The organism is Corallococcus sicarius, from assembly GCF_003611735.1.
In the GTDB taxonomy this organism is placed as follows: Bacteria; Myxococcota; Myxococcia; order Myxococcales; family Myxococcaceae; genus Corallococcus; species Corallococcus sicarius.
Genome location: NZ_RAWG01000097.1, coordinates 1 through 20,180, shown reverse-complemented (window position 1 = coordinate 20,180; position 20,180 = coordinate 1). Strand labels below are relative to the sequence as shown.

Sequence of the window (20,180 nt, the reverse complement as noted above, 5' to 3'; positions counted from 1 at the left end):
CGGGGATGCTCGGGAGGGGCGCTACAGCCCGGGGACCGAGGGAGGCACCCCGGCCTCGTCCCCGCCCGCGTCCGGCCCCTGCGCGCAGACGTACTCGGCGCGCAGCGGGGCCACGACGCCGAAGGTGAAGACGTAGACGATGGGGCTCCACCACGGCCAGTAGACGTCCACCCGGGAGAGGCCATTGCGGCACTCGGCCGCGGCCACGTTGGACGTCGTCAGCCCCGCCACGAAGCTCGCCCCCATCTGACCTTCGGGTGCGCCGTCGCGCGGTGCCGGGCTGCGCACGCTCATGCGGAAGCACCCCGTGAGGGATGCCAGGACGAGGGCGGACACGACCAGTCGCTTCATCGGCGAGGACTCCGGCGGGAACGGGGCCCCTTGCGTAACACACCGGGGATTCCCCGCCAGTCCACCGGCTGTTGCCCCGTTGTCACTCCAACCCCCCGGTTTCCTGGCGTTTCCCGGACTGTGAGCCGGCCCGGGACGGGAGTAGGATGGACACCCCACATGGCCCAGCCCCAGAAAGTCACGGACGCCGGCGCGGAGGCGGAGCAGTCCCCCGAAGTCCGCGAGAAGGTGGAGCTTGCGCGCACGTTCGCGTTCCACCTGCTCAAGGGCATCAAGCAGATTGGCATGTACCGCCACAACGAGGCGCGCTTCCCGGAGTTCCTCGCCAAGGCGCAGGAGGCCATCTCCGCGTACACGGAGAAGTTCGGCCCGCTGTCGCTGAAGGTGGAGCAGCAGAACTTCATGCTCCACAACGAGCCGCTCTTCTCCGAGGAGTCCGCGCTCCCGTACAAGTTCTTCCGCGACGGCATCCGCCAGCTCATCTTCCGGCCGGGGCTGCCGCTGGAGGAGCTCGTCACGCTCACGCTCATCGCGCTGTCGGAGCCGGAGCGCGGCGCGGAGGACGTGCTCGCGCAGCTGTGGCGCGCGGGCATGCAGCAGGTGGAGTACGTGGTGGTGGAGGGCTTCTCCATGGAGGGCGCCTCCGAGGACGAGGTCCAGGTGGAGGTGGACAAGGTGGTGGGCTACCTCTACTCCCGCCTCCAGACGAACTCGGACGACTTCCTGCGCTTCGCGCGCGTGTCCGCGGAGGACCTGGACGCGAAGCTGGACGGCGTGGAGCAGATCCGCGGCCTCGTCGTGGGCGGCCGGCACGCGACGGATGATTTGAAGGCCCGGCTGCAGAAGGAGATCACCGAGGAGGAGAACGCGCGCCTGTTCCCGAAGCTGGTGGGCGCGGTGTTCCAGGTGGTGGAAGGCGGCGTGGAGGACGCGGCGCTGCTGGAGGAGATCTTCCTGCAGCTCCTGGACATGCTGCTGCTCCAGGACGACTTCGGCACGGTGAACCAGATCGTCCTCAAGCTGCGCGCGCTCGCCCAGCGCGAGAGCGGCGATGACCTGGCGCGCCTGCTGTCGTCGTTCCTCCACAAGATGGGCGAGGAGCAGCGCCTGAGCCGCGTGGGCGAGTCGCTCCGGACGACGCGCGCGAAGCAGCCCCAGGACGTGACGCGCTACCTGCAGGCGCTGGGCGTGGACTCCGTGCTGCCGCTGCTCAACGTGCTGGAGACCATCGAGCTGCCGGAGAACCGCGTGCTCTTGTGCGACGTGCTGGGCGGCTTCGCGCGCGACCTGCCGGAGCCCTTCGTGGCGCGCCTGCTGTCGGACCGGCCGCAGACGGTGCGCGACATGGTCGCCATCCTGGAGAAGAGCAACCACCCGGAGCGCATCAAGATGTTCGCCCAGGTGCTCAAGAGCCCCAACCTGGTGGTGAAGCTGGAGGTGCTGCAGATCATCGGGCGGGGGCGCACGGCGGAGGCGCGGCGCATCATCCAGGAGTCCCTCACCGACAGCGTCTCCCAGGTGCGCATGCTGGCCGCGAAGCTGCTGCCGGAGTTCGACCGGGACAAGGCCTTCCCGGACCTGGTGAAGCTGGTGCGCGACCCGGGCTGGGACAAGAAGACCTCCGACGAGAAGGCCGCGGTGTACGCGGCCATCGGGGCCACCAACCTGCCCTCCGCGCTGTCCATGATGCAGCAGCTCCTGGCGGTGAAGCCGTCGCTGCTCAACAAGCGCCGGGTGATGGAGGACAAGCTGCTGGCCATCGTGGGGCTGGGCGGCGCGGGCTCCATCCAGTCCTACAAGGTGTTGCAGTCCGTGGTGGAGGACAAGACGCAGCCACTGGAGGTCCTCACCGCGGCCCGCAAGGCGATGTATCAGACGCGCAAGGCCCTGTTCGGGGACTCGGCGCTTCCGGAAGAGACGACGTGACGCCATGGCCGACAACCTGAAGATCACCCAGAACCAGGGCGAGAACCTGGGGGAGTACGGGCGCGAGCACAACGAGAAGCTCCAGGGCCTGTCGCGCTCCATGCTCGCGGGCCTCTACATGCTCGTGCGCTCGGTGAAGATGTACGACCCGGAGAACGCGGTCTTCGAAAAGCCGCTGCACCAGCTCCAGGACATCATCAACCAGATCATCGGCAAGGAAGGCCGGCTGGAGCTGTCCGGCGTCAAGGACTCGTACTACCTCAACGGCATGCTGGTGAAGGTGGACCTGAACTCCATCGAGAACCAGCGCTACCTGCTGGCGGAGATGCGCGCCAAGGACGTGGGCGGCATCACGCTGACGAAGCCCGTCACGGTGCAGGAGCTGAAGAACTTCGTCTGGATCTTCAGCAAGGAGCAGTCCGCCGCGGCCGAGGAGGACGGGCTGTCCGGCCGCAAGCTGCTCAACATGCGCGTGGCGAAGTTCTCCAAGCTCAAGGAGAAGCTGAACAACGACATGGACACGCCGGGCGACCAGAAGGTCGACCGCAAGAAGTACGCGATGACCGTGTACGCGCGAGCGGTGTTCTTCCTGCAGAAGTACCTGGAGTCCGTGCGGGCGGGGAAGCCCATCGGCTCTTCGCGGGCGCTGCGGCTCGTGCAGGACTTCGTGGACATCTCCTACGATCAGCGCACGCACTTCCTGGGGATGACGACGCAGAAGCGCGAGGACGACTACCTCGTCTACCACCAGGTGAACGTGGCGCTGATGTGCATCGTGTTCGGCGCGGAGCTGGGCTTCACGAAGCCGCAGCTGCGCGACCTGGGCTACATCGCGCTCTTCCACGACGCCGGCATGACGACGCTGCCGGAGGAGCTGTCCACCAAGCGCGGGGCGCTCACCGCGGACGAGAAGGTCACGGTGGCACGCGCGCCGCTCATCAGCGTGCGCAACATCCTGATGGAGAAGGGCTTCAGCCGCTCCACGCTGCTGCGCGTGGTGACGACGTTCGAGCACAAGACGGACTACGGCACCGCGGTGCGCGACGCGCGCGGCAACATCCAGATGATCATCCCCAAGACGAACCTGGGGGTGTACGCGAAGATCATCGCCATCTGCGACGCCTACGACGCGCTCACCTCACGCCGGCCCTACCGCGACGCGTACGGTCCGGAGGTGGCGTTGATGCTGATGTGGACGGAGATGCGCCAGAAGTTCGACCCGGAGCTGCTCGCCGTCTTCATGCGGGTGATGGCCATCCAGCCCATCAAGGTGCTCTCCCGCCGTCAGCAGCAGATCAGCGTTTCCGGCCTCTAGCCGTCTTCGCCGGAGCCTTGGCCTTCGCGGGAGGCCCGGCCGGAATGGCCGCTTCCCGCAGCAGGCGCAGGGCCGCCGTGAGGTCCTCCGGCACGGGCGCCTCCAGCGACAGCAGCTTGTGGGTGCGCGGGTGTTCAAAGGCCAGGCGCCACGCGTGCAGCGCCTGGCGGCCCAGGGCCTCCTGGGCCTCCGCCACCGCGCCCTTCGCCTTGCGGCCCGCGCCGTAGAGCGCGTCACAGAGCAGCGGGTAGCCGGCCTCGGACAGGTGGACGCGGATCTGGTGCGTGCGGCCGGTGAGCAGGTCCACCTCCACCAGGGCCGCGCCCTCGAAGGACTCGAGCACGCGGAACAGGGTGACGGCGGGCTTGCCCTCCTTCACCTTGCCGGTGAAGCGCTGCCGGTTCACCGGGTGGCGGCCGTAGAGCGTCTCGATGCGCCCTTCCGCGGGGGGACTGCCGTGCACCAGCGCGAGGTACGTCTTCTGGACCTCGCGCGTCTTGAAGGCCTTCTGGAGCGCCACGAGGGACTGCTCGTGCTTGGCGACGACGAGGCAGCCGGTGGTGTCCTTGTCCAGCCGGTGGACGATGCCGGGGCGCAGCTCGCCGCCCACGCCGGACAGGTCCTTCACGCGGTGCAGGAGCGCGTTGACGAGCGTGCCGGTGGCGTGGCCCGCGCCGGGGTGCACCACCATGCCGGCGGCCTTGTCCACGACGACGAGGTCTTTGTCCTCGTGCAGCACGGAGACGGGCAGCTCTTCCGCCTGGGGAATGGCGGCGACGGGCGCGGGGATGTGGACGGTGAGGAGCTCGCCCCCGCGCAGGCGCTGCGCGACCTTGCCGGGCTTGCCGTCGGACAGGACGTGCCCGTCGGCGATGAGGCCCTGGAGGCGGGAGCGGGTGAGGTCCGGGAACGCGCGGGCGAGGTATTGGTCCAGGCGCTCTCCCCGGGCTTCGGGGAGGGCGCGGTGTTCGCGCGTGTCGGGTGAGGCCACGGACCGGGTGACTACCAGATCTTCGACTTCACGTGCGCCTTGGAGCGCAGGACGATGTCGTTGACGGCGCGCTCGAAGAAGTTCGCCTGGGTGCTGATCTCCTGGCTCACCCGGCTCTTGTAGAGCGCGCGCCCCTCCTCCAGCTCCTCCTTGAGGACCTCGAAGAGGTTGTCCTGCTCGATGCCCTTGATGATCTTCTGCTCGTTGTAGAGCGAGATATCCGAGGCAATCGCGCGGGCCAGACGCATTGCCTTGACCTTTTCCTCTTCCGTCATCGTGCCATTACTTAGGCACCCACCCCGTGCGAGTCAACTTTCCTGATGCGCGGAGTGACGGCAGGCCGCCCTCCAGGTCAACGGCCCGACTTGGGGGGTTTCTCGGAGAACAGCCCCAGGTAGCTCTTGGACACGCGCAGCGGATCCAACCCCAGCTCGCGGGCGAGGTTCATCAGGATGCCGCGCAGGTACACCGGCGGGGGCAGCGCGGTGTAGCGGTCCGCCTCCACGTTCTCCAGGTGACGCACGGAGATGCGGGTGCGGTCGGCGAGCTGCTGGATGGACAGGCTCCGGGCCTCGCGCACCCGGCGCAGCAGCTCGCCGTTGAACTCGGCGTCCGCCGGGATGTCCACGCCCCGGGGACGGGCCTCGCGCACCCGGGCGGCCACCTGCGCCAGCGCGGACTCCGCGGTCGCGATGGCCGAGTCCTGCGCCAGCACCTGCGCGTCTCCGAGCTTCGGACCGATGGGGCCCCGCGCCCCGGAGCCGGGGCGGCTGTTCGCCGCGGAACGCGAGTCGATGGGGCGTGACGTGAGGGGCCGCACGGCGGTCTTGGAAGCACCGGTGGCCGGGGTCGTCCGTGCCAGCGCCGTGGAGGAGGCGTCCGGGGGCGCTTCGGCGGGCGTCGGAGCACGGGTGGGGTTCGGATCCGACTCGCCCTGGGCGGTTGCTCCGGAGACGGGCGAAGCGGACGCGGTGTCACCGCCCGGTGCGCTGACGGGCTCGCTCGGAGCGGGTGAGGTGCTGGCGACCACGGTCTCAGGCGGCGTGGCGGTGCCCGGCTCGCCCGGCGGCGTCACCGCGTCCGGTGCGGCCACGGCCGAGGCAGCGGTGGGAGGCTCCTCGCGGACCGTGGTGGTGCTGGCGGCCGGGCTTGCGGCGGGGTCCTCCGTGAGCGTTGCGGCCTCCTCGGCCGGCTCCGGAGCGCGCTCTGGCGACGCTGCGATGGTGACGGTTTCGGTGGCAACGGGAGCGGTGGCGGGGACCGCGGTGGCTTCGGACGAAGCGCTCGCGCCAGGCCCGGCGTTCGGGGGGCTCACGGCCTCCACGGCGGGACGGTGCTCCTCCACGGGCGCGGAGACCGCGGACGCGACGTTCGCCCGGCCCTGCCCTCGCAGCGGACCCGTGGGGACGTAGACGAACGACAGGCTCTGGTTGAATGAAGCGCGGAAGGCATCCACCACCGCCATGCCGCCCACCATCACCGGCTCGGAGGCCGCGTCCGACGCGTCCTTCCCCGAGGGCTCCTGTCGCTTCGGCTCCTCCGCCCGCATCCGCTCCTCGCTCTTTCCGGGCGTCGCGCTCGCTTGCGGCGCCTCTTCCTCGTTCACGGACGCCGCGGCCTTCAGCCGGGACTCCGCCTCCACCCGTTCGGCATCCACGGCGCCCGCGGCCTTCGCCAGCGCGGCCGCCGCGGTCGCCAGGGCCTCCGCGACCCGGGCCGCCGAATCCGCCTTGTCCTGGGCCGCTGGCGTGGAGCCCGCCTTCGCGAGCCGTTCCATGGGCAGCCCGATGGAGCGGTCATACTCGAGACGCAGCTGCGCGTCCGTGAGCATCTCCATCGCTTCCGTCATCCGCTCGCGCAGCGCATCCACCTGCTCGGGGTCGCCCAGCGCGTACACCGCGACGGAGTCCGGCGAGTACAGCTCCATCAGGCGCTGATGGGCCGCGCGGATGTCCTCGTCGGACGCCGTGGGCGGCACCTCCAGGAGCTCGTAGTACGTCTGCTGCGCGAAGGGCTTCATGGGATGGCGGACTCGGAGGATGGGCCGTCGAGCGACAGCAGACGCGCGGCAATGCGCTGGAGCCCCAGGGAGACGGGCGAGTCGGGCCGCTCGATGAGCACCGGTCGCCGCTTGCGCACCGCGCGCCAGGCCTCGTCGTCGTAGCGCAGTGCGCCCAGATCATCCATGTCGATGCCGAAGAACTTCTTCCAGGCGGCCACCATCGCGCCGCCCACCTTCTCGTCCGCGTCCGTGCGGGCCTGGTTCACCACGAGTCGCACGCGGAACGAGGCCAGCTCCCGCTCCAGCCGCTCCGCGTCCGACGGGGCCTTGCGCCGCACCTGCGCGACGACGTCATGCAGCGTTCGCAGCCCGCCCTCGCGGGTGGACAGCGCGCCTTCGACGAGGTCCTGGATGCCGTACTGCGACTCCACCTGCTGCAGCTTGCGGAAGAAGGCCGCCTTGACGAAGCGGTACGCGTTCTCCACCGACGTGGGCTCCGGCAGCACCACCAGGAGCCCGTGGTCCGCGAGCAGGAAGAAGTCGAGCGTGTTGAAGCTGGTGCCCGCGCCCAGGTCCAGGATGAGGTAGTCCGCCGTCTGCGCGAGCAGCGTGCGCAGGAGCTTCTGCTTCTGCGCGTACTTGAGGTTGGCCGCGTCCAGCGAGTCCTGCGCCCCGGCGATGAGGGACAGCCCCGGCACGCCGGTGGCGACCATCACCTCTTCCAGGTTCCCCTTCCCGCGCCGCAGGAAGTCCGACAGCGTGGACTCCGGAGGCCCGACGCCCAGGCACGTGTGCAGGTTGGCGCCGCCCAGGTCCGCGTCCACCAGCAGGACCTTGTGGCCAGCCTGCGCGAGCGCGACGCCCAGGTTCGCGGACACCATCGACTTGCCGATGCCGCCCTTGCCCCCGCCCACGGCGATGATGCGCCGCGAGCGCGGCTTCCGCGTGAGTCCGACAGGGCCCGAGCTCACATCATTGTCCACGGCGCTCAAGGGACGCGCCGACGCGCCAGCCAGGGAGGCAGGAGCGGAGCCGGGTGGAGGAGACAGGGGGGCGGGCTTCACGGAGGCTCGCATCAAATCCCGTCCTACTGCCCGAGTCGACACCCCGCCATTTCACGGCCTGCTCCCACGACCCACCCGGGGTGCCACCCTGCCCGCCCCCGACGCCTGGAAGGTCGGAGGGCAGGCGACCGGAGGGCCGGTCGGTGTCACTCGTCGAGCAGTTCGACGTTCCAGTACGACAGGTCCGCGAGGTGGAGGAACGGCAGCCACTCCCGGTAGGTGACCTTGCGGACGGCGCCCCGGAACAGCGGCGTCCAGCGCGGGCGCACGGGCTTCTTGAGCAGCCGCATCCCCGCCTGCTCCGGCGTACGACCGCCCTTCTTCAGGTTGCAGGGCACGCAGGAGCACACCACGTTCTCCCACGTCGTCTTCCCTCCCTGGGTGCGCGGATTGACGTGGTCCAGGTTGAGGTCGCTGCGCGGCAGCTGCTTGGAGCAGTACTGGCAGGTGTCGTTGTCGCGCGCATAGATGTTGAGGCGCGAGAAGCGCACCTTGGCGCGCGGCAGGTGGTCATACGCTCCGAGCACGAGCACGCGGGGGACCCGGATGGTCCGGTCGATGGTGGTGATGCTGTCCTTCGTGGCGCTCAGGGCCGCCCAATCCGCGAACTCATACAGCCGGTACTGCTCGTCAATGGCCTTCGCGACACCCTGATACAGCAGTGAGAACGCCCGTTTTACCGACGTCACGTGAACCGGTTGGTAGTACCGGTTGAGAACGAGCACGGCGCTGTTGATCATGGCTGGCTTCCCGAACGGGCGGCCGCTACGGATTGCGCGACCAGGCCCAGGTCCTCCTCAGAGAGACACCGGACGTCGAGAACGACCTCGCCATCCGCGATCCTGCCAATAACCGGCACCTCGCCCCCGCGCAGGTGATCCAGGAATACTTCCGGCGCTTCTACGGTGAGGCTGCAAGCGTAGGAAGGCAACCGGGCCAATGGCATGGCCCCCCCTCCCACCTGTCCATCCACGGACACCACCCGTGCTTCGACACCGCGCGCTGTCAGCAAACCCAACAACCGACCGGCCCGAGCGCTCAACACCGCCGGCTCCTGAACGAGCAGGCTTTGCGTGGGCACGGCTTCCGGGCGGCCATCCCGGTACAGCTCCAGCGTCGCTTCCAACGCCGCGACCGTCATCTTGTCGACACGCAGCGCCCGCGTGAGCGGGTGGGATTTGATGCGCTGGAGCAGGTCCTTGCGGCCCACGATGACGCCTGCCTGGGGGCCTCCCAGAAGCTTGTCACCGGAGAACGCTACCACATCCGCTCCGGCGGTGACCGCGTGGCCCACCGTGGGCTCCGGGGTGAGCCCAGGTCCGACGAGCGGCACGAGCGCGCCGGAGCCCAGGTCCTGGAACACCGGCACGCCGCGTGCGCGGCCCAGGTCCGCCAGCTCCGCGAGGGACGCCTCCTCGGTGAAGCCGACGAGCGCGAAGTTGGAGCGGTGCACCTTCACGATGAGGCCGGTGTCGGGGCCCAGCGCGTGGGCGTAGTCCGCGCGGCGGGTGCGGTTGGTGGTGCCCACCTCCACGAGCTTCGCGCCGGACTGGCGCATGACGTCCGGTACGCGGAAGCCGCCGCCAATCTCCACCAGCTCGCCGCGAGACACGACGCACTCGCGGCCGGAGGCGAGCGCGGCCAGGACGAGCAGCACGGCGCCCGCGCAGTTGTTGACCACGAGCGCATCCTCCGCGCCGGTGAGCGTGCGCAGCAGGCCCACGAGCGGCGCATAGCGGCTGCCGCGCTCGCCTTCGTCCAGGTCGTATTCGAGGTTGGAGTAGCCCCGCGCCACGGCGGCGACGCGCTCTACGGCTTCGGGGGCCAGCGGCGCGCGGCCGAGGTTGGTGTGGAGCACGACGCCGGTGGCGTTGATGACAGGCCGCAGGTTCGGTTTGGCGAGTGACGCGAGCGCGGCTTCGACGTCCGCGTCCTCGAAGGGACGGGCGTCCCCCGCGAGCAGCCGGGCGCGCACGCGTTCGACGGCGAGCCGCAGCGCCGCGACCGCGCGGGCATGGGGAAGGTGCGCGAGCCGAGGCTCCAGCGACGGCCGACGCAGGAGTTGCTCAATCGAGGGAAGGTTGCGCAGGAGCGCGTTCTTCCCTTCCGGCGGATTCGAAGCAGCGCCCATGGCCGGGAGTCTACCCGGCCCGAGCGCTCCGTTACTTCCCGCCGTAGGGGACGGTGATGGCTTCCATGTAATGCCCCGACGGGTCCTGGAAGTAGACCCCGCGCCCGCCGTCGTGGGTGTTGATCTCACCGGGTTGCTGCCCGCGCGGGTCGGCCCAGTGCGGGATGCCGCGCTCGCGAATCTTCGCAATCAGCCCGTCGAAGACGTCGTCCGACACGAGGAACGCGTAGTGCTGGCCGGGAAATTCGCCGCCGTGTTCGGCGTAGTCGAGCGACGCGCCATCCTCCAGCTTGACGACCACGAAGTGGCCGGCGCGCTCCGGTTCCGGGAGCCCGAGCAGCTCCGCGAGGAATTGCGCGGACCGCACCTTGTCCTTGGCGGCGACAATCGTGTGATTGAAACGGACGGGCATGGACTCCTCCTCAACCCCAGGGTCGCAGAAAGAGCACGTACCCGGCGAGCCCCAGCTGCACGAGCAACGTCAACAGCGCGCCCGCCGCCTGCACAGGGCTGTTCTTGAGCATCCCGAACGCATGCCCCAGGCGCCCCACGAGGAGCGCGCCTCCAAAGACATGCAGCGCCACGGAGTTCCCGCCGCACAGCTCGGCCAGCAGCAACAGGATGAGGGCCAGGGGAACGTGCTCGACGTTGTTTCCGTGCGCGCGGATGGCGGCGATGAGGCCCGCGTTTCCTCCGTCGCCCCGGAACACGTTGAGCTTCGTGCGCACCCGGCTGACATTGACGCCGAGTCCCAGCGTGAGAAACGCATTGAGTGCGCCGTAGAGCGACGTGACGGGGACCGCGAGCAACGTCATTCCAAGCATCGGATCGGCCAAGGGGGGGTCCTCCACCTGCGAGAGGCCGGGACCGTACCCCGGCCGGCTCGCCCAGGTGCACCTCCTGGCGTGATTCACCGGGCGCCGGCCACCACCGTCGAGGGCGGAGTCAGGGCCTCCGGGGAGGAAGCCCTGGGCTGGAAGGGACGCGAGTCGAGCGGCACCTCGATGGTGAACGTCGTCCCCTCCTCCACACCGCTCTCCACCGACACCTGCCCGCCGTGGGCCTCGACACAGCCCCGCACCAGCGTGAGCCCGAGTCCCCAGCCCACCTGGCTCGAGGCCTCGGCGCTGCGGGCGCGAGCGAACGGTTCGAAGAGCCGCCGCCGGTCGTCGGGCGACAGCGGCGCCCCCTCGTTGTGGACGGAGATCCGGGCTCGCCCCTCGACGCGCCGGATGGCGATGGTCACCGGCGAGTGCGGGGCCCCGTACTTGATCCCATTGGTCGCCAGGTTCCAGACCGCGCGCCGGAGCTCATCCGCGCTCCAGATGCCGTGGACCTCCTCCACCGCATCCAACCGGACGCGGTCCGCGTGGAGGTCGTTCAGCTCCTCCACCACGTCAGCGACGATCGTCGTCAGCTCACAGCCCTCCAACCGCAGCGGCAGCGGCTGCCCTGCCTGAACCCGGCTGGCATCGAGGATGTCGCGGATCATGTGCTCGATGCGGTCCAGGTTCCGCTTGATCCGCACGCCCAGCTCCCGACGCGGGTCCAGGCGCTCCGGTGAGCGGAGCAGCACCTGCGCCGCGAGCATCGCCGCGGAGACCGGGCCCCGCAGGTCGTGAGCGAGCAGGGAGACAAACCGGGCGCGCAGCTCACGCTCCGCCGTGAGCGACTCCATCTGCCGCTGCACCTGGAGGTGGAGATCCCGCATCTGGAACTGCCGGGCCCGCCCCCGAAGCGCTGACTGGACGGCGGTGACCATCGTGAAGACCCGGACGGGGCGCTCGAGGATCGTCACATTGCCGCTCGGCTCCAGGGAGCTGACCGCCCGGACCCGTGCGGCGGTCGTCTCGCCCGCTCCGGTGGAGATGATGATCGGAACATCGGACCACGGACACTGGGCCCCCACCGCCCTGGAGAGCAGGGCCAGTCCTGAGACGGTGAGGGCCTCCTCGGCGAGCAGCAGCGCTCCGGCGCCCTCCTCGAATTTCGCGCAGACCTCCGCCAGGTTGGCGCACGGCTCCGCGACGATGCCCGCGCGCGCGAGGACGTCACGCGTGACGAGCGCGTCTCTTCCAATGGGAGCGAGCACCAGCACGCGCTGCTCCAGCGCCCTGTTCGTCTCGGTCGTCATTCACGCGGGGGAAGCAAGGGCCCCTCCCCGCCACGGTCGCTGGGCGTGCCGGTGAGCACACCATGGGACTCCCTGAGCGGCCTGCCGACGTGGATCCCCTGGGTGTCGAGCTGGAACTCGCGGATCGTCCGCTCGTGCCTGCCGCTGCGCTTCTTCACCGCGGAGATCGACTGCCGCACCTCGCCTGCCGCCTCGAAGAAGCGAAGCAGCAGCACGCAGTCCGCGAGGTAGCTGACGTCCACCGGGACGTCCATCGTCGGCCCCAGCAGCCCGTACTGGGCCATGTTCAGGATCGTCGTCACGCCCTTCTGCCCCAGGTAGGTCAGCAGCTCGTGCAGATGGAGGATCAAGAAGGACTCCTCCGGGACCGACTGCAGGTAGCCGTTCAAGCTGTCGATGACGATCATCTGCACCTGCTGCTTCTCCACCGCCTCGCGGATGCACGAGGAGAGTTCTCCCGGTGAGAGTTCGGCGGGGTCCACGTGGACGACCCGGATCGCCCCCGAGCGGAGGTGCGCCTCCACGTCCGGCCAGAACGCGCTGGCGCGGGCCCTCCACGTCCCGACCGACTCCTCGAACGTGAACAGGACGGACTTCTCTCCCCGCCTCGCGGCGGCCACCGCGTACTGGCTGGCGAGGGAGGACTTGCCCGTCCCCGCCGAGCCCAGGATCAGCGTGCTGGTGCCGCGCTCGAGACCGCCACCGAGCAGGTCGTCGAGTTCGGGGACGGCACTGGAGACCGGCTCGCGGCTGAAGGCCTTGGGGTGCTCCGCAGCGACCAGGCGCGGGTACACCACCAGCCCCCCGGTCTTGATCTGGTAGTCGTGGTAGCCCTCGCGGAATGAGACCCCCAGGAGCTTGTCCACCATCAGCCGGCGCCGGGTGGTGCCGTACGCAGGCGTCGTCTTCTCCAGCACGATCAGCCCGCCAATCAGCGTCTCCAGGATGCCGCCGCTGTCGCGGCCCGCGAAGCCTTGCGAGTCGATGAGCAGGACCGTGCACTCGCGCTCGAGGAAGAACTGCTTCAGCAACAGCAGCTGCCGGCGGTAGCGCAAGGGCTCGCGCGAGAGCAGGCGGATCTCCGAGAGCGAATCGATCACCACGCGGGCCGGCTTCACCCGGTCGATCTCCTCGAAGATGGGCCGCGTCGTCTCGTCGAGTTCCACCTCGGCCGGGTGGAACATGGTCTGATCGTCCTCGCGCCGGATGCGCTTGAAGGCGGGAGTGATCTCCCAGATCGGAAGGTCTTCGAGCGACCAGCCATGGGAGCGTGCGATCAGCTCCACCTCACGCCGCGTCTCGGTGAGCGCGACGTACAACCCCGGCTCCCCAAGGGCCCGGCCTTCGAGCAGGAATTGGAGCCCGAGGGTCGTCTTGCCGACCCCCGGGTTGCCCTGCACCAGATAGATGCCCTTCCTGGGCAGCCCGCCCCCGAGGACGTCATTGAGTCCCGGGATGCCGATAGGAATCTTCTCGCTGTCGGAGACCGTCATATGCGCCCCCCTCTTCTCTTCTGGGCGACGACGGTGCTGTCAAGTCGGGTTACCCTCCCCGTCACGCCGGGCGCTTGAGCACCTCCGGCCACAGCTTCGCCAGGTGGGCGCGCAGCACGGTCGCGCTGGGAGGACGCTCCTCGGGCCGCTTCTGCATCAGTTGGAGCACGAGCTTTTCGAAGGACTCCGGCAGCTCCGACCGCAACGTCCGGGGCGGCACCGGGGCCTCCTGGACGTGCAGGAACATCAGCGGCACGGGCTGCGCGTGACGGAAGGGCAGCTGACCGGTGAACAGCTCATACGCCACCACCCCCAGGGCATACAGGTCCGTGGCGGGAGAGACGGGGGTGCCCATCACCTGCTCGGGCGCCATGTACTCCGGCGTCCCCAGCGTCGTGCCCTGGGTGGTGGCGCCCATCACATGGGTGCTCTTGGCGAGGCCGAAGTCCATCAGCTTCAACACCCCGGTGCGGGTGATGAAGAGGTTGCCGGGCTTCACGTCCCGGTGCAGCACCCCCTGCGCGTGCGCATGCTCCAGCGCCACGGCGGCGTGCGTGAGCCACCGCAGGGCACTGGCCAGCGTGGGGCGCCCTTCGAGAAGAACCTGCCGCAGGTCCCTGCCCTCCAGCAGCTCCACTGTCAGGTAGTGCCGCTCGCCATCCCAGCCCACGTCAAAGACATGCAGGATGTTGACGTGCTCCAGCGCCTGCGCGTGCTCCACCTCCTGCCGGAAGCGCGTCACCAGCGCCTCGTCCGCGTGCGGCACCGCCAGCACCTTGAGCGCCACGCGCTGCTGCTTCTTCAGGTCCAGCGCCTGGTACACCGTGGAGGTGCCTCCCACGCCCAGCCACCGCTCCACCCGGTAGCGCTCCGCCACCACCGACCCGGGGACGAGGCCCCGGTGCGGCAACTGCGGCGGGGTCACCGCGCCCTGGATCCACGTGCCCTTCGGCGCCGAGGGCGGCGTCAGGTAGGTCACGCCTCCGGCGACGTCCTCCTCCGAGGGCGCTGTCTTGTCGTCTTCCCGCCGCATCAGGCTCAGGTCTCCAGCAGGGAGACCGGGGCCGGTCCGCCCGAGCCCTCGATGTCCAGGTGGGGCGTGGGCAGGTTGTATTCCGAGGCGGCGACGGTGGCCTCCACCATGATGGGACCGGAGATCTCCGGGGGCTCCCCCTGGCAGAGCAGCTCCACCACGTGCTCCAGCGTCCACTTGCCCAGCCGGTGCACCTCCAGCCGTTTGCCATTGAAGCGGGCCGTGTCGGACAGCTGCTCGCTCGCGGTGAGCTTGGCCTCCACGGAATCGCCCAGGTAGCCGCGCGCCAGGGTCAGCACCCGGTCCACTACGGAGTTCCACGCCTGGAGGAACGTGCGGTCCTGCGCCTCGTCGATGATGTCCAGGCCGACCTGGAGCCGCTCCATGCGCTCCAGGAACTGCTGCACCAGCCGGCCCCGGATGACGCGGCCGTGCTGCGGCGCGATCATCTCCACCGCGGGCGTCAGCTGGCGGATGGCGGCCACCGCGCGCACCAGCGCCGAGTTCACCGGCATGTAGATCTGATGGAACGCGCGGATGCCCGTCCAGTCGGACTCCTCCGCCCACAAGCCCTGGGCCTTGGAGTCCGTGAGGCCTCCGAAGAGATCCCCCGTGAAGAGGACCCGCGTCTGCGGGTCGTACAGCATCACCGCGCCCCGGAAGTGGCAGAAGGGCGAAGGCACCGGCAGCAGCTTGTGCCCGGTGGGCACGCTCAGACCCTTGGTGAACTTCTCCGTGGGGATGAAGCGGTTGCGCGGCAGGTTGAAGTGGACGATGAGCCGCCAGGTGTCCTCGGAGCACAGGATGCTCGCGCGGGGCGAATAGCGCGCGGAGATGATGGCCGCCGAGGAGCCCACGTCCGGGTCCTGGTGGTTGATGAAGAGCGCCGACAGCCGGTCCATGCCACCAATCAGCGACACGACCTTGGTGTGGATGGTGGAGAAGTCGCTGCTGGAGCCCGGGTCGATGAGGAGGTTGAACTCGGAGGGCTTCTTCGTGCGCACGTCCGTGCCGCGGAAGCGCCGCAGGAACGGGTTGGCGTAGAAGATGCCGCCGGGTTCGCGCTTCCCGACCCAGAAGGTCTCGGGTGCGATTTCCACGGCGGTGCGGTTGAGGTCTGGGAGGGGGCCCGGGGGGGCGACGTCAGTGCTGCTCATGGCGTGTTGTTCCTTCACGCAAACGAGAGGGGGTGGAACGGCGCCCGGACCCTAGCAGACCCCGCCTCAGCGCACCCCGGACTCGACACCCGGGCGGTCGTCGAACAGCTGCACCCAGCGTCCGTCGAAGCCGCCATTGCTTCCGAGGTACCAGCCGCCGGTCAGCCAGTACCCCTGCTCCACACCGTCGGAGGAGTCCACTGCGCCGCTGTGTACGAAGTAGTCGTGCTGCCACCACCAGGCATTAGCCGACGTGCTGTAGCCGCTGGCGCTCGCGCGCGTCCGGCCGCGCGAGTCCACCGCCGTGCTGGCCCAGGCGTTGTCGTGGAAGGCATTGGACCCGCCACCGCCCGTGTCCGAAGCGCTGCTGTTGAGCTCGAAGGTGCCGAAGAACCACTTCTTCGACGGGTAGCCCTCGCGGTCGTCCTCGTTCTCCACGTCCCGCGTCTTCGAGAAGAAGCGCTGCATCCCCGTGGCCACCTCCGCCTGTCCCGCCTCGTTCACGACGGGGCTCTCCAGGAAGAAGCTCTCCGGCCCTTCTGGCAGCCAGTGCGTCGCGTAGCCGCCGTACTCCCAATGCGTGGGCACGATGTCCGCGATGTCCTGCAGCTCGTACGTGACGCGCTTCACGGCGGGCCAGTTGGCGGAAGTCCCGTTGTCGTAGCGGCTCGCCTGCGCATCCGCGTTGGCGTACCGCACCGGCTGAGCGTTGAACGCCGCCACCGCCGCCGCCGAGTCCTCCGGCACGAACACGTAGTGCAGCTTCTTGCGGCCGTCGTCGTTGTTCACGTCCGCCTCCGCCTTCCCGCCCGACGCCATCCGCCCCGCGAAGAAGGAGTACGGCTCCGTGACGAAGCGCAGCTCCTGCCCGTGCGCCGCGAGCAGCTTGTCGGACCACTCCGCCTGCCAGATGAGCAGGTGGCTGCCCGTGGGCGTCTGCATGAAGTTGAGGTCGGCGCTGCCCTGCTGGCGCACCACGTTGCGCTTGTGCTGCGTCACCACCGCGAACGCGACGGACTCGCCGCTGCCCGGGTTGCCCACCACGTTGCGCACCTGCATCTCCACCCGCTCCCAGTCGTGGAGCTGGTAGTCGCCCGCCGCGTTCTTATCCAGCGCGTGATACAGGTGATACACGAGGGTGAGGTTCTTTCCCCCGTCCATGTATTCCATCAGCGACGTGTACAGCGTCGGCCGGACGCGCCACCTGTCAAAGGCGCTCGGCCCCGTGCGCGACGCGTCCACGTACTGGGGGATCTGCTTCCAGTGCAGCTTGTTGTTGGAGAAGTCGCCGTCCTGGTCGAAGTCGAAGTTCGTCAGCCAGTCGTAGCCGTGGCGGCCGTCGTCCGCGTTCGCGCGCTTGAAGATGACCGGGGCGTAGTAGCGCAGGAACGCCTGGCGCTGCGCGTTCGTCAGCGACCACGGCTGCGACTGCGCCTGGGCCCGGCTCGGTGCCAGCCAGCTCAGGCCCGCCAGGATGCAGGCCAGGACGACGAGGGAACCAACGCTCTTGCGGGATGGGTTCATGGGCGGCCGAGGAAACCACGGCCCGCCCTGCCCCTCCACGAAGAATGCGTGAATTCAGGCTTCAGCCAGGATTACACACTAACGCGATGCGCTGGGCATCACCGGCACCTTGGGCACGCGGCCGTAGAGGAGCTGGTAGGTGTTGTAGGAGCGCAGCACGCGCTTGATGTAGCCGCGCGTCTCCGCGATGGGGATCTCCTCCACCCACGCGTCCAGCGGCAGCGCCGGGTTGTTCGCGCGCCACCGGTTCACCGCGCCGGAGCCGGCGTTGTAGCTGCCCACCGCGTAGGGCGTGTGGCCCTTGAACTGCTTGATGAGGCCCCCGAGGTAGTGCGCGCCGAAGCGGATGTTGAGCTCCGGATGGAGCAGCGCGTCCACCTTGAAGTTCTTCACCTTCAGCTCGCGCGCCACGCCCTTCGCCGTGGACGGCATCAGCTGCGTGAGGCCCAGCGCGCCGGCCCAGGACAGGGCCTTGGGGTCCAACGCGCTCTCCTCGCGCATCAGCGCCTGGAGCAGGTCCGGCTCCACGCCCGCGGGCGCGGTGTGCTTTTCGATGAGGTCTCGGAAGGCGTTGGGATAGGCCACCTCCCACACCGGCCGCGTCTGCGCCGTGATGCGGCCGCTCAGGTCCTTGCGCAGCGCGAGCCGCGCGATGGCGTGCGCCGAGCGCGTGTCACCGGACTGCGACAGCACCATGACGAGCAGGCGCATCGACTCCGCCGGCTGGTTCGTGCGGTTGACCAGCATCAGCTCCGAGGACACCGAGTCCGGGAAGCCCAGCCGCAACAGCTCCACGCCCGCGCGGAAGTGGGAGTCGTCCCCCATGGGCCCCGCGAACAGCGGCCAGGGGCTGGCGGCCTCCGGCACGTCGAAGATCTGCTCCGAGACACGCTCCAGCCGCTGCGGATCCAATTCGCCCAGCTTCGAGCGCGCCATCAGCCCGTAGTAGGTGGCCGGGTGGTCCACCGCGAGCTTCTCCATCAGCTCCACGGCGCCCTGGATGTTGCCGCGCTCCTCCAGCGTGCGGGCCCGCCAGTACCGCGCGCGCTCCACGTCGTAGGACTCGTCCGCGGTGGCGAACTGCTGCTCGATGCGGTCCAGGAAGGAGAACCCGCCGTCCTCCGCCTTCGACGTGCGCGCCACCCAGAACGCCTTGAACAGCGCCTCGCCCAGGAAGTCGCCGCGCGGGTACAGCCGCGCCAGCTCGTCCAGCCGCGCCATGGCCTCCTTGGGGCGGGACGTCTTCACGTACAGGTCCGCCGCGTAGAAGAGCGCGTCGTCCGCGAACGAGTGGTCCGGGAACTCGCGCGCCAGCCGCTCGTACGTCTCCGTCCCGCGCGCCTGGTCCACGATGGAGCGCGACGAGCCCAGCACGTACAGCGCGCGCGCCAGCAGGTCGCGGTCCTTGCACTGCTCCACCACGGGGGTGAGCACCTGGATGGCCCGCGTGTGCTGGCGCTCCTTGCGCTGGCCCTTGCCGAAGGCGAAGTGCGCCTTGCACGCGAGCGGGTCCGGCAGCTTCATCTGGGGCAGCAGCGGCTCCAGGATGGCCAGCCCCTGCTTGTTGCGGTGCGCTTCGATGAGCGCCTCCGCCCGGCCCACCTTCGCGTCCAGCGGCGTCGCCTGGCCCTTCAGGCGCTTCTCCACCTGCTTGATGATGGGCGACAGGGGCTGGCTTGCCCACAGGCGCCACAGCGCGGCGCGTTCGGCGGCGCGGTCCTTCTTCTCCACCGCGAGGTCCGCCGTGGCGACCAGCGCCTCCGCCCCCACGTTGCGGCCCCAGCCCGTCATGGCGCGCAGGGTGAGCGGCGTCAGCGCCGCCATGGCGCCGTCGTAGTCCTTCTTCTTGCGCAGCACGCGCGCGAGCCCCAGGCGCGCGTCCACGTACATGCGCGAGTCCTCGGGCACCAGCTTGTAGCTCGCCGCCGCGTCGTCCAGCCGCCCCTGGGACTCCAGCGCCACGCCCGCGTGCGTAAGGCACCGGTCCCTCAGCGCCGGGTACTCGTTGGCCAGCGCCGCCATCTCCGTCGCCGCCGCCTTGTCGTCTCCCGCGCGCACCGCCGACAGCGCACGCAGGTAGCGCACGGGCAGGCTGTCACCGGCGCCTTCCAGCAGCGTGCGCGCCTTCGTGTACTGGCCCTTGTCGAACGCGTCCTTCGCGTCCTTCGCCTTGCCGTCGCTGAAGTACGGCGTCAGGTCCTCCAGCCCGTAGCGGCGCCCCCGGTGCACCACCGGAGCGGGCGGCACGATGCCGGGGAAGGCCGGGTTGAGCACCTCCACGTAGCCGCCCGGCAGCGGGGCCTTGTCGGCGTCCGGGGGCGGCGTGAGCTGCGCCTCCGTCGGCGCGCTGCCCGTGCGTGACGCGGGGGCCTGATCGGTGTCCTCGGTGAGGGCCGGGGCCGGAGCCGAGGCCGGAGTCGGCGCCGGCGTCACGGCGGGCGCCGGGGTGGCGGCCTGCGTCGGAGCGGTCAGGGCGGGAACGACGGGGGCGGGAGCCTGGGCGGACAGCAGGGCCGCGGAGGCAAGGAGGGCGAGATGCTGGAGGGACACTTTCATTCGCGGGGGCCTCGGGGACCCTGGGAGATGCGCTCGGGCACGCCCGAGGACAACTGGGGATGCATGGAAAATTTCCAGCGCCCGACAGAGGTTAGACTGTCCGCCTGCACATGGATATCCGCACACAGAGCGCCCTGCTTGCTTCCATCATCGGTCTGGCGCTGGGCGTGTCCATGTTGTTGCGGCCCGGACGTCCCCGGGTGCTCACCCTCTACTCCGTCTTCACCCTGACGGTCGCGGGGTATTACCTCAGCCTCTTCTTCCACAGCATCTTCCCCGCCCAGGACTACCCCTGGGTGTCCCGCATCGCGCTCGGCTCCACGGTGCTCATCGTCTCCCTGGTCCCCGGGGCGGCGGTCGCCTTCTTCCTCGAGTTCCTGGGCGTCAGCAAAGGGACCCACCTGGTCGGCCGGCGGCTCGCCCTCCTGTCCGCCGTGCTGGGGCTCACCGTCGCCGTTACACCGTTGGCGGACAAAGCATGGGCGCGGGTGGGGATGGGGGCC

17 protein-coding genes and 1 pseudogene are annotated in these 20,180 nt (G+C 69.6%); 3 read left to right on the top strand and 15 right to left on the bottom strand.

The genetic code is table 11. The features are described from left to right. Positions 1–21 precede the first annotated feature (21 nt). The gene (locus tag D7X12_RS17085; protein ID WP_120626329.1) at positions 22–351 is read right to left on the bottom strand and encodes a hypothetical protein; all 330 of its coding nucleotides are present in this window, start codon (positions 349–351) and stop codon (positions 22–24) included. Positions 352–510: 159 nt separating this feature from the next. On the opposite strand from D7X12_RS17085, the gene D7X12_RS17080 reads away from it, so the two are divergent. Together D7X12_RS17080 and D7X12_RS17075 are read left to right on the top strand one after the other, a co-directional pair. Then, a complete protein-coding gene (locus tag D7X12_RS17080; protein WP_120626328.1) occupies positions 511–2,277 on the top strand; it encodes a HEAT repeat domain-containing protein in 1,767 nt (588 codons plus the stop codon). A gap of 4 nt (positions 2,278–2,281) precedes the next feature. Continuing rightward, a complete protein-coding gene (locus tag D7X12_RS17075) occupies positions 2,282–3,592 on the top strand; it encodes an HD-GYP domain-containing protein (protein WP_120626327.1) in 1,311 nt (436 codons plus the stop codon). Here D7X12_RS17075 and D7X12_RS17070 read toward each other — a convergent pair. The 14 genes from D7X12_RS17070 to D7X12_RS17005 form a co-directional block, all read right to left on the bottom strand. After that, on the bottom strand, positions 3,573–4,583 hold the full coding sequence (locus D7X12_RS17070) for an RluA family pseudouridine synthase (protein WP_120626326.1): 1,011 nt from the start codon (positions 4,581–4,583) through the stop codon (positions 3,573–3,575). The genes D7X12_RS17075 and D7X12_RS17070 overlap by 20 nt on opposite strands. Before the next feature lie 11 nt (positions 4,584–4,594). Continuing rightward, the gene (locus D7X12_RS17065; RefSeq protein WP_120532975.1) at positions 4,595–4,858 is read right to left on the bottom strand and encodes a hypothetical protein; all 264 of its coding nucleotides are present in this window, start codon (positions 4,856–4,858) and stop codon (positions 4,595–4,597) included. 77 nt (positions 4,859–4,935) lie between these two features. Beyond that, the gene (locus tag D7X12_RS17060; protein ID WP_120626325.1) at positions 4,936–6,603 is read right to left on the bottom strand and encodes a helix-turn-helix domain-containing protein; all 1,668 of its coding nucleotides are present in this window, start codon (positions 6,601–6,603) and stop codon (positions 4,936–4,938) included. Then, positions 6,600–7,556 (bottom strand): MinD/ParA family ATP-binding protein, encoded by a 957-nt coding sequence (locus D7X12_RS17055; protein WP_120626336.1) that lies wholly within the window; start codon positions 7,554–7,556, stop codon positions 6,600–6,602. The genes D7X12_RS17060 and D7X12_RS17055 overlap by 4 nt, the downstream gene beginning before the upstream one ends. Positions 7,557–7,795: 239 nt before the next feature. Beyond that, positions 7,796–8,389 (bottom strand): HNH endonuclease, encoded by a 594-nt coding sequence (locus D7X12_RS17050; protein WP_120626324.1) that lies wholly within the window; start codon positions 8,387–8,389, stop codon positions 7,796–7,798. Next, complete coding sequence (gene selA / locus D7X12_RS17045) at positions 8,386–9,780, bottom strand: L-seryl-tRNA(Sec) selenium transferase (RefSeq protein ID WP_120626323.1); 1,395 nt, start codon at positions 9,778–9,780, stop codon at positions 8,386–8,388. The genes D7X12_RS17050 and selA overlap by 4 nt, the downstream gene beginning before the upstream one ends. A 31-nt stretch (positions 9,781–9,811) precedes the next feature. Continuing rightward, positions 9,812–10,192, bottom strand: a complete 381-nt coding sequence (locus D7X12_RS17040; RefSeq protein WP_120626322.1) for a VOC family protein — start codon at positions 10,190–10,192, stop codon at positions 9,812–9,814. A gap of 10 nt (positions 10,193–10,202) precedes the next feature. Next, the gene (locus D7X12_RS17035; RefSeq protein WP_147443702.1) at positions 10,203–10,616 is read right to left on the bottom strand and encodes an MAPEG family protein; all 414 of its coding nucleotides are present in this window, start codon (positions 10,614–10,616) and stop codon (positions 10,203–10,205) included. Between the two features lie 74 nt (positions 10,617–10,690). Then, a complete protein-coding gene (locus tag D7X12_RS17030) occupies positions 10,691–11,914 on the bottom strand; it encodes a sensor histidine kinase (protein ID WP_120626320.1) in 1,224 nt (407 codons plus the stop codon). Next, positions 11,911–13,407: an ATPase domain-containing protein gene (locus D7X12_RS17025; RefSeq protein WP_120626319.1), complete on the bottom strand. Its 1,497-nt coding sequence runs from the start codon at positions 13,405–13,407 to the stop codon at positions 11,911–11,913. The genes D7X12_RS17030 and D7X12_RS17025 overlap by 4 nt, the downstream gene beginning before the upstream one ends. A gap of 61 nt (positions 13,408–13,468) precedes the next feature. After that, on the bottom strand, positions 13,469–14,440 hold the full coding sequence (locus tag D7X12_RS17020) for a serine/threonine-protein kinase (RefSeq protein ID WP_120626318.1): 972 nt from the start codon (positions 14,438–14,440) through the stop codon (positions 13,469–13,471). A gap of 5 nt (positions 14,441–14,445) precedes the next feature. After that, positions 14,446–15,597: an oxygen-binding di-iron domain-containing protein gene (locus D7X12_RS17015; protein WP_120626317.1), complete on the bottom strand. Its 1,152-nt coding sequence runs from the start codon at positions 15,595–15,597 to the stop codon at positions 14,446–14,448. Positions 15,598–15,663: 66 nt separating this feature from the next. Continuing rightward, entirely contained in the window at positions 15,664–17,121 is a 1,458-nt protein-coding gene (locus tag D7X12_RS17010) for a hypothetical protein (protein WP_244224608.1), read from the bottom strand. A gap of 78 nt (positions 17,122–17,199) precedes the next feature. Beyond that, entirely contained in the window at positions 17,200–19,677 is a 2,478-nt protein-coding gene (locus D7X12_RS17005; RefSeq protein WP_120626316.1) for a transglycosylase SLT domain-containing protein, read from the bottom strand. Between the two features lie 110 nt (positions 19,678–19,787). On the opposite strand from D7X12_RS17005, the pseudogene D7X12_RS17000 reads away from it, so the two are divergent. Continuing rightward, positions 19,788–20,180 (top strand): annotated as a pseudogene (locus tag D7X12_RS17000) (histidine kinase); the annotation flags it as partial.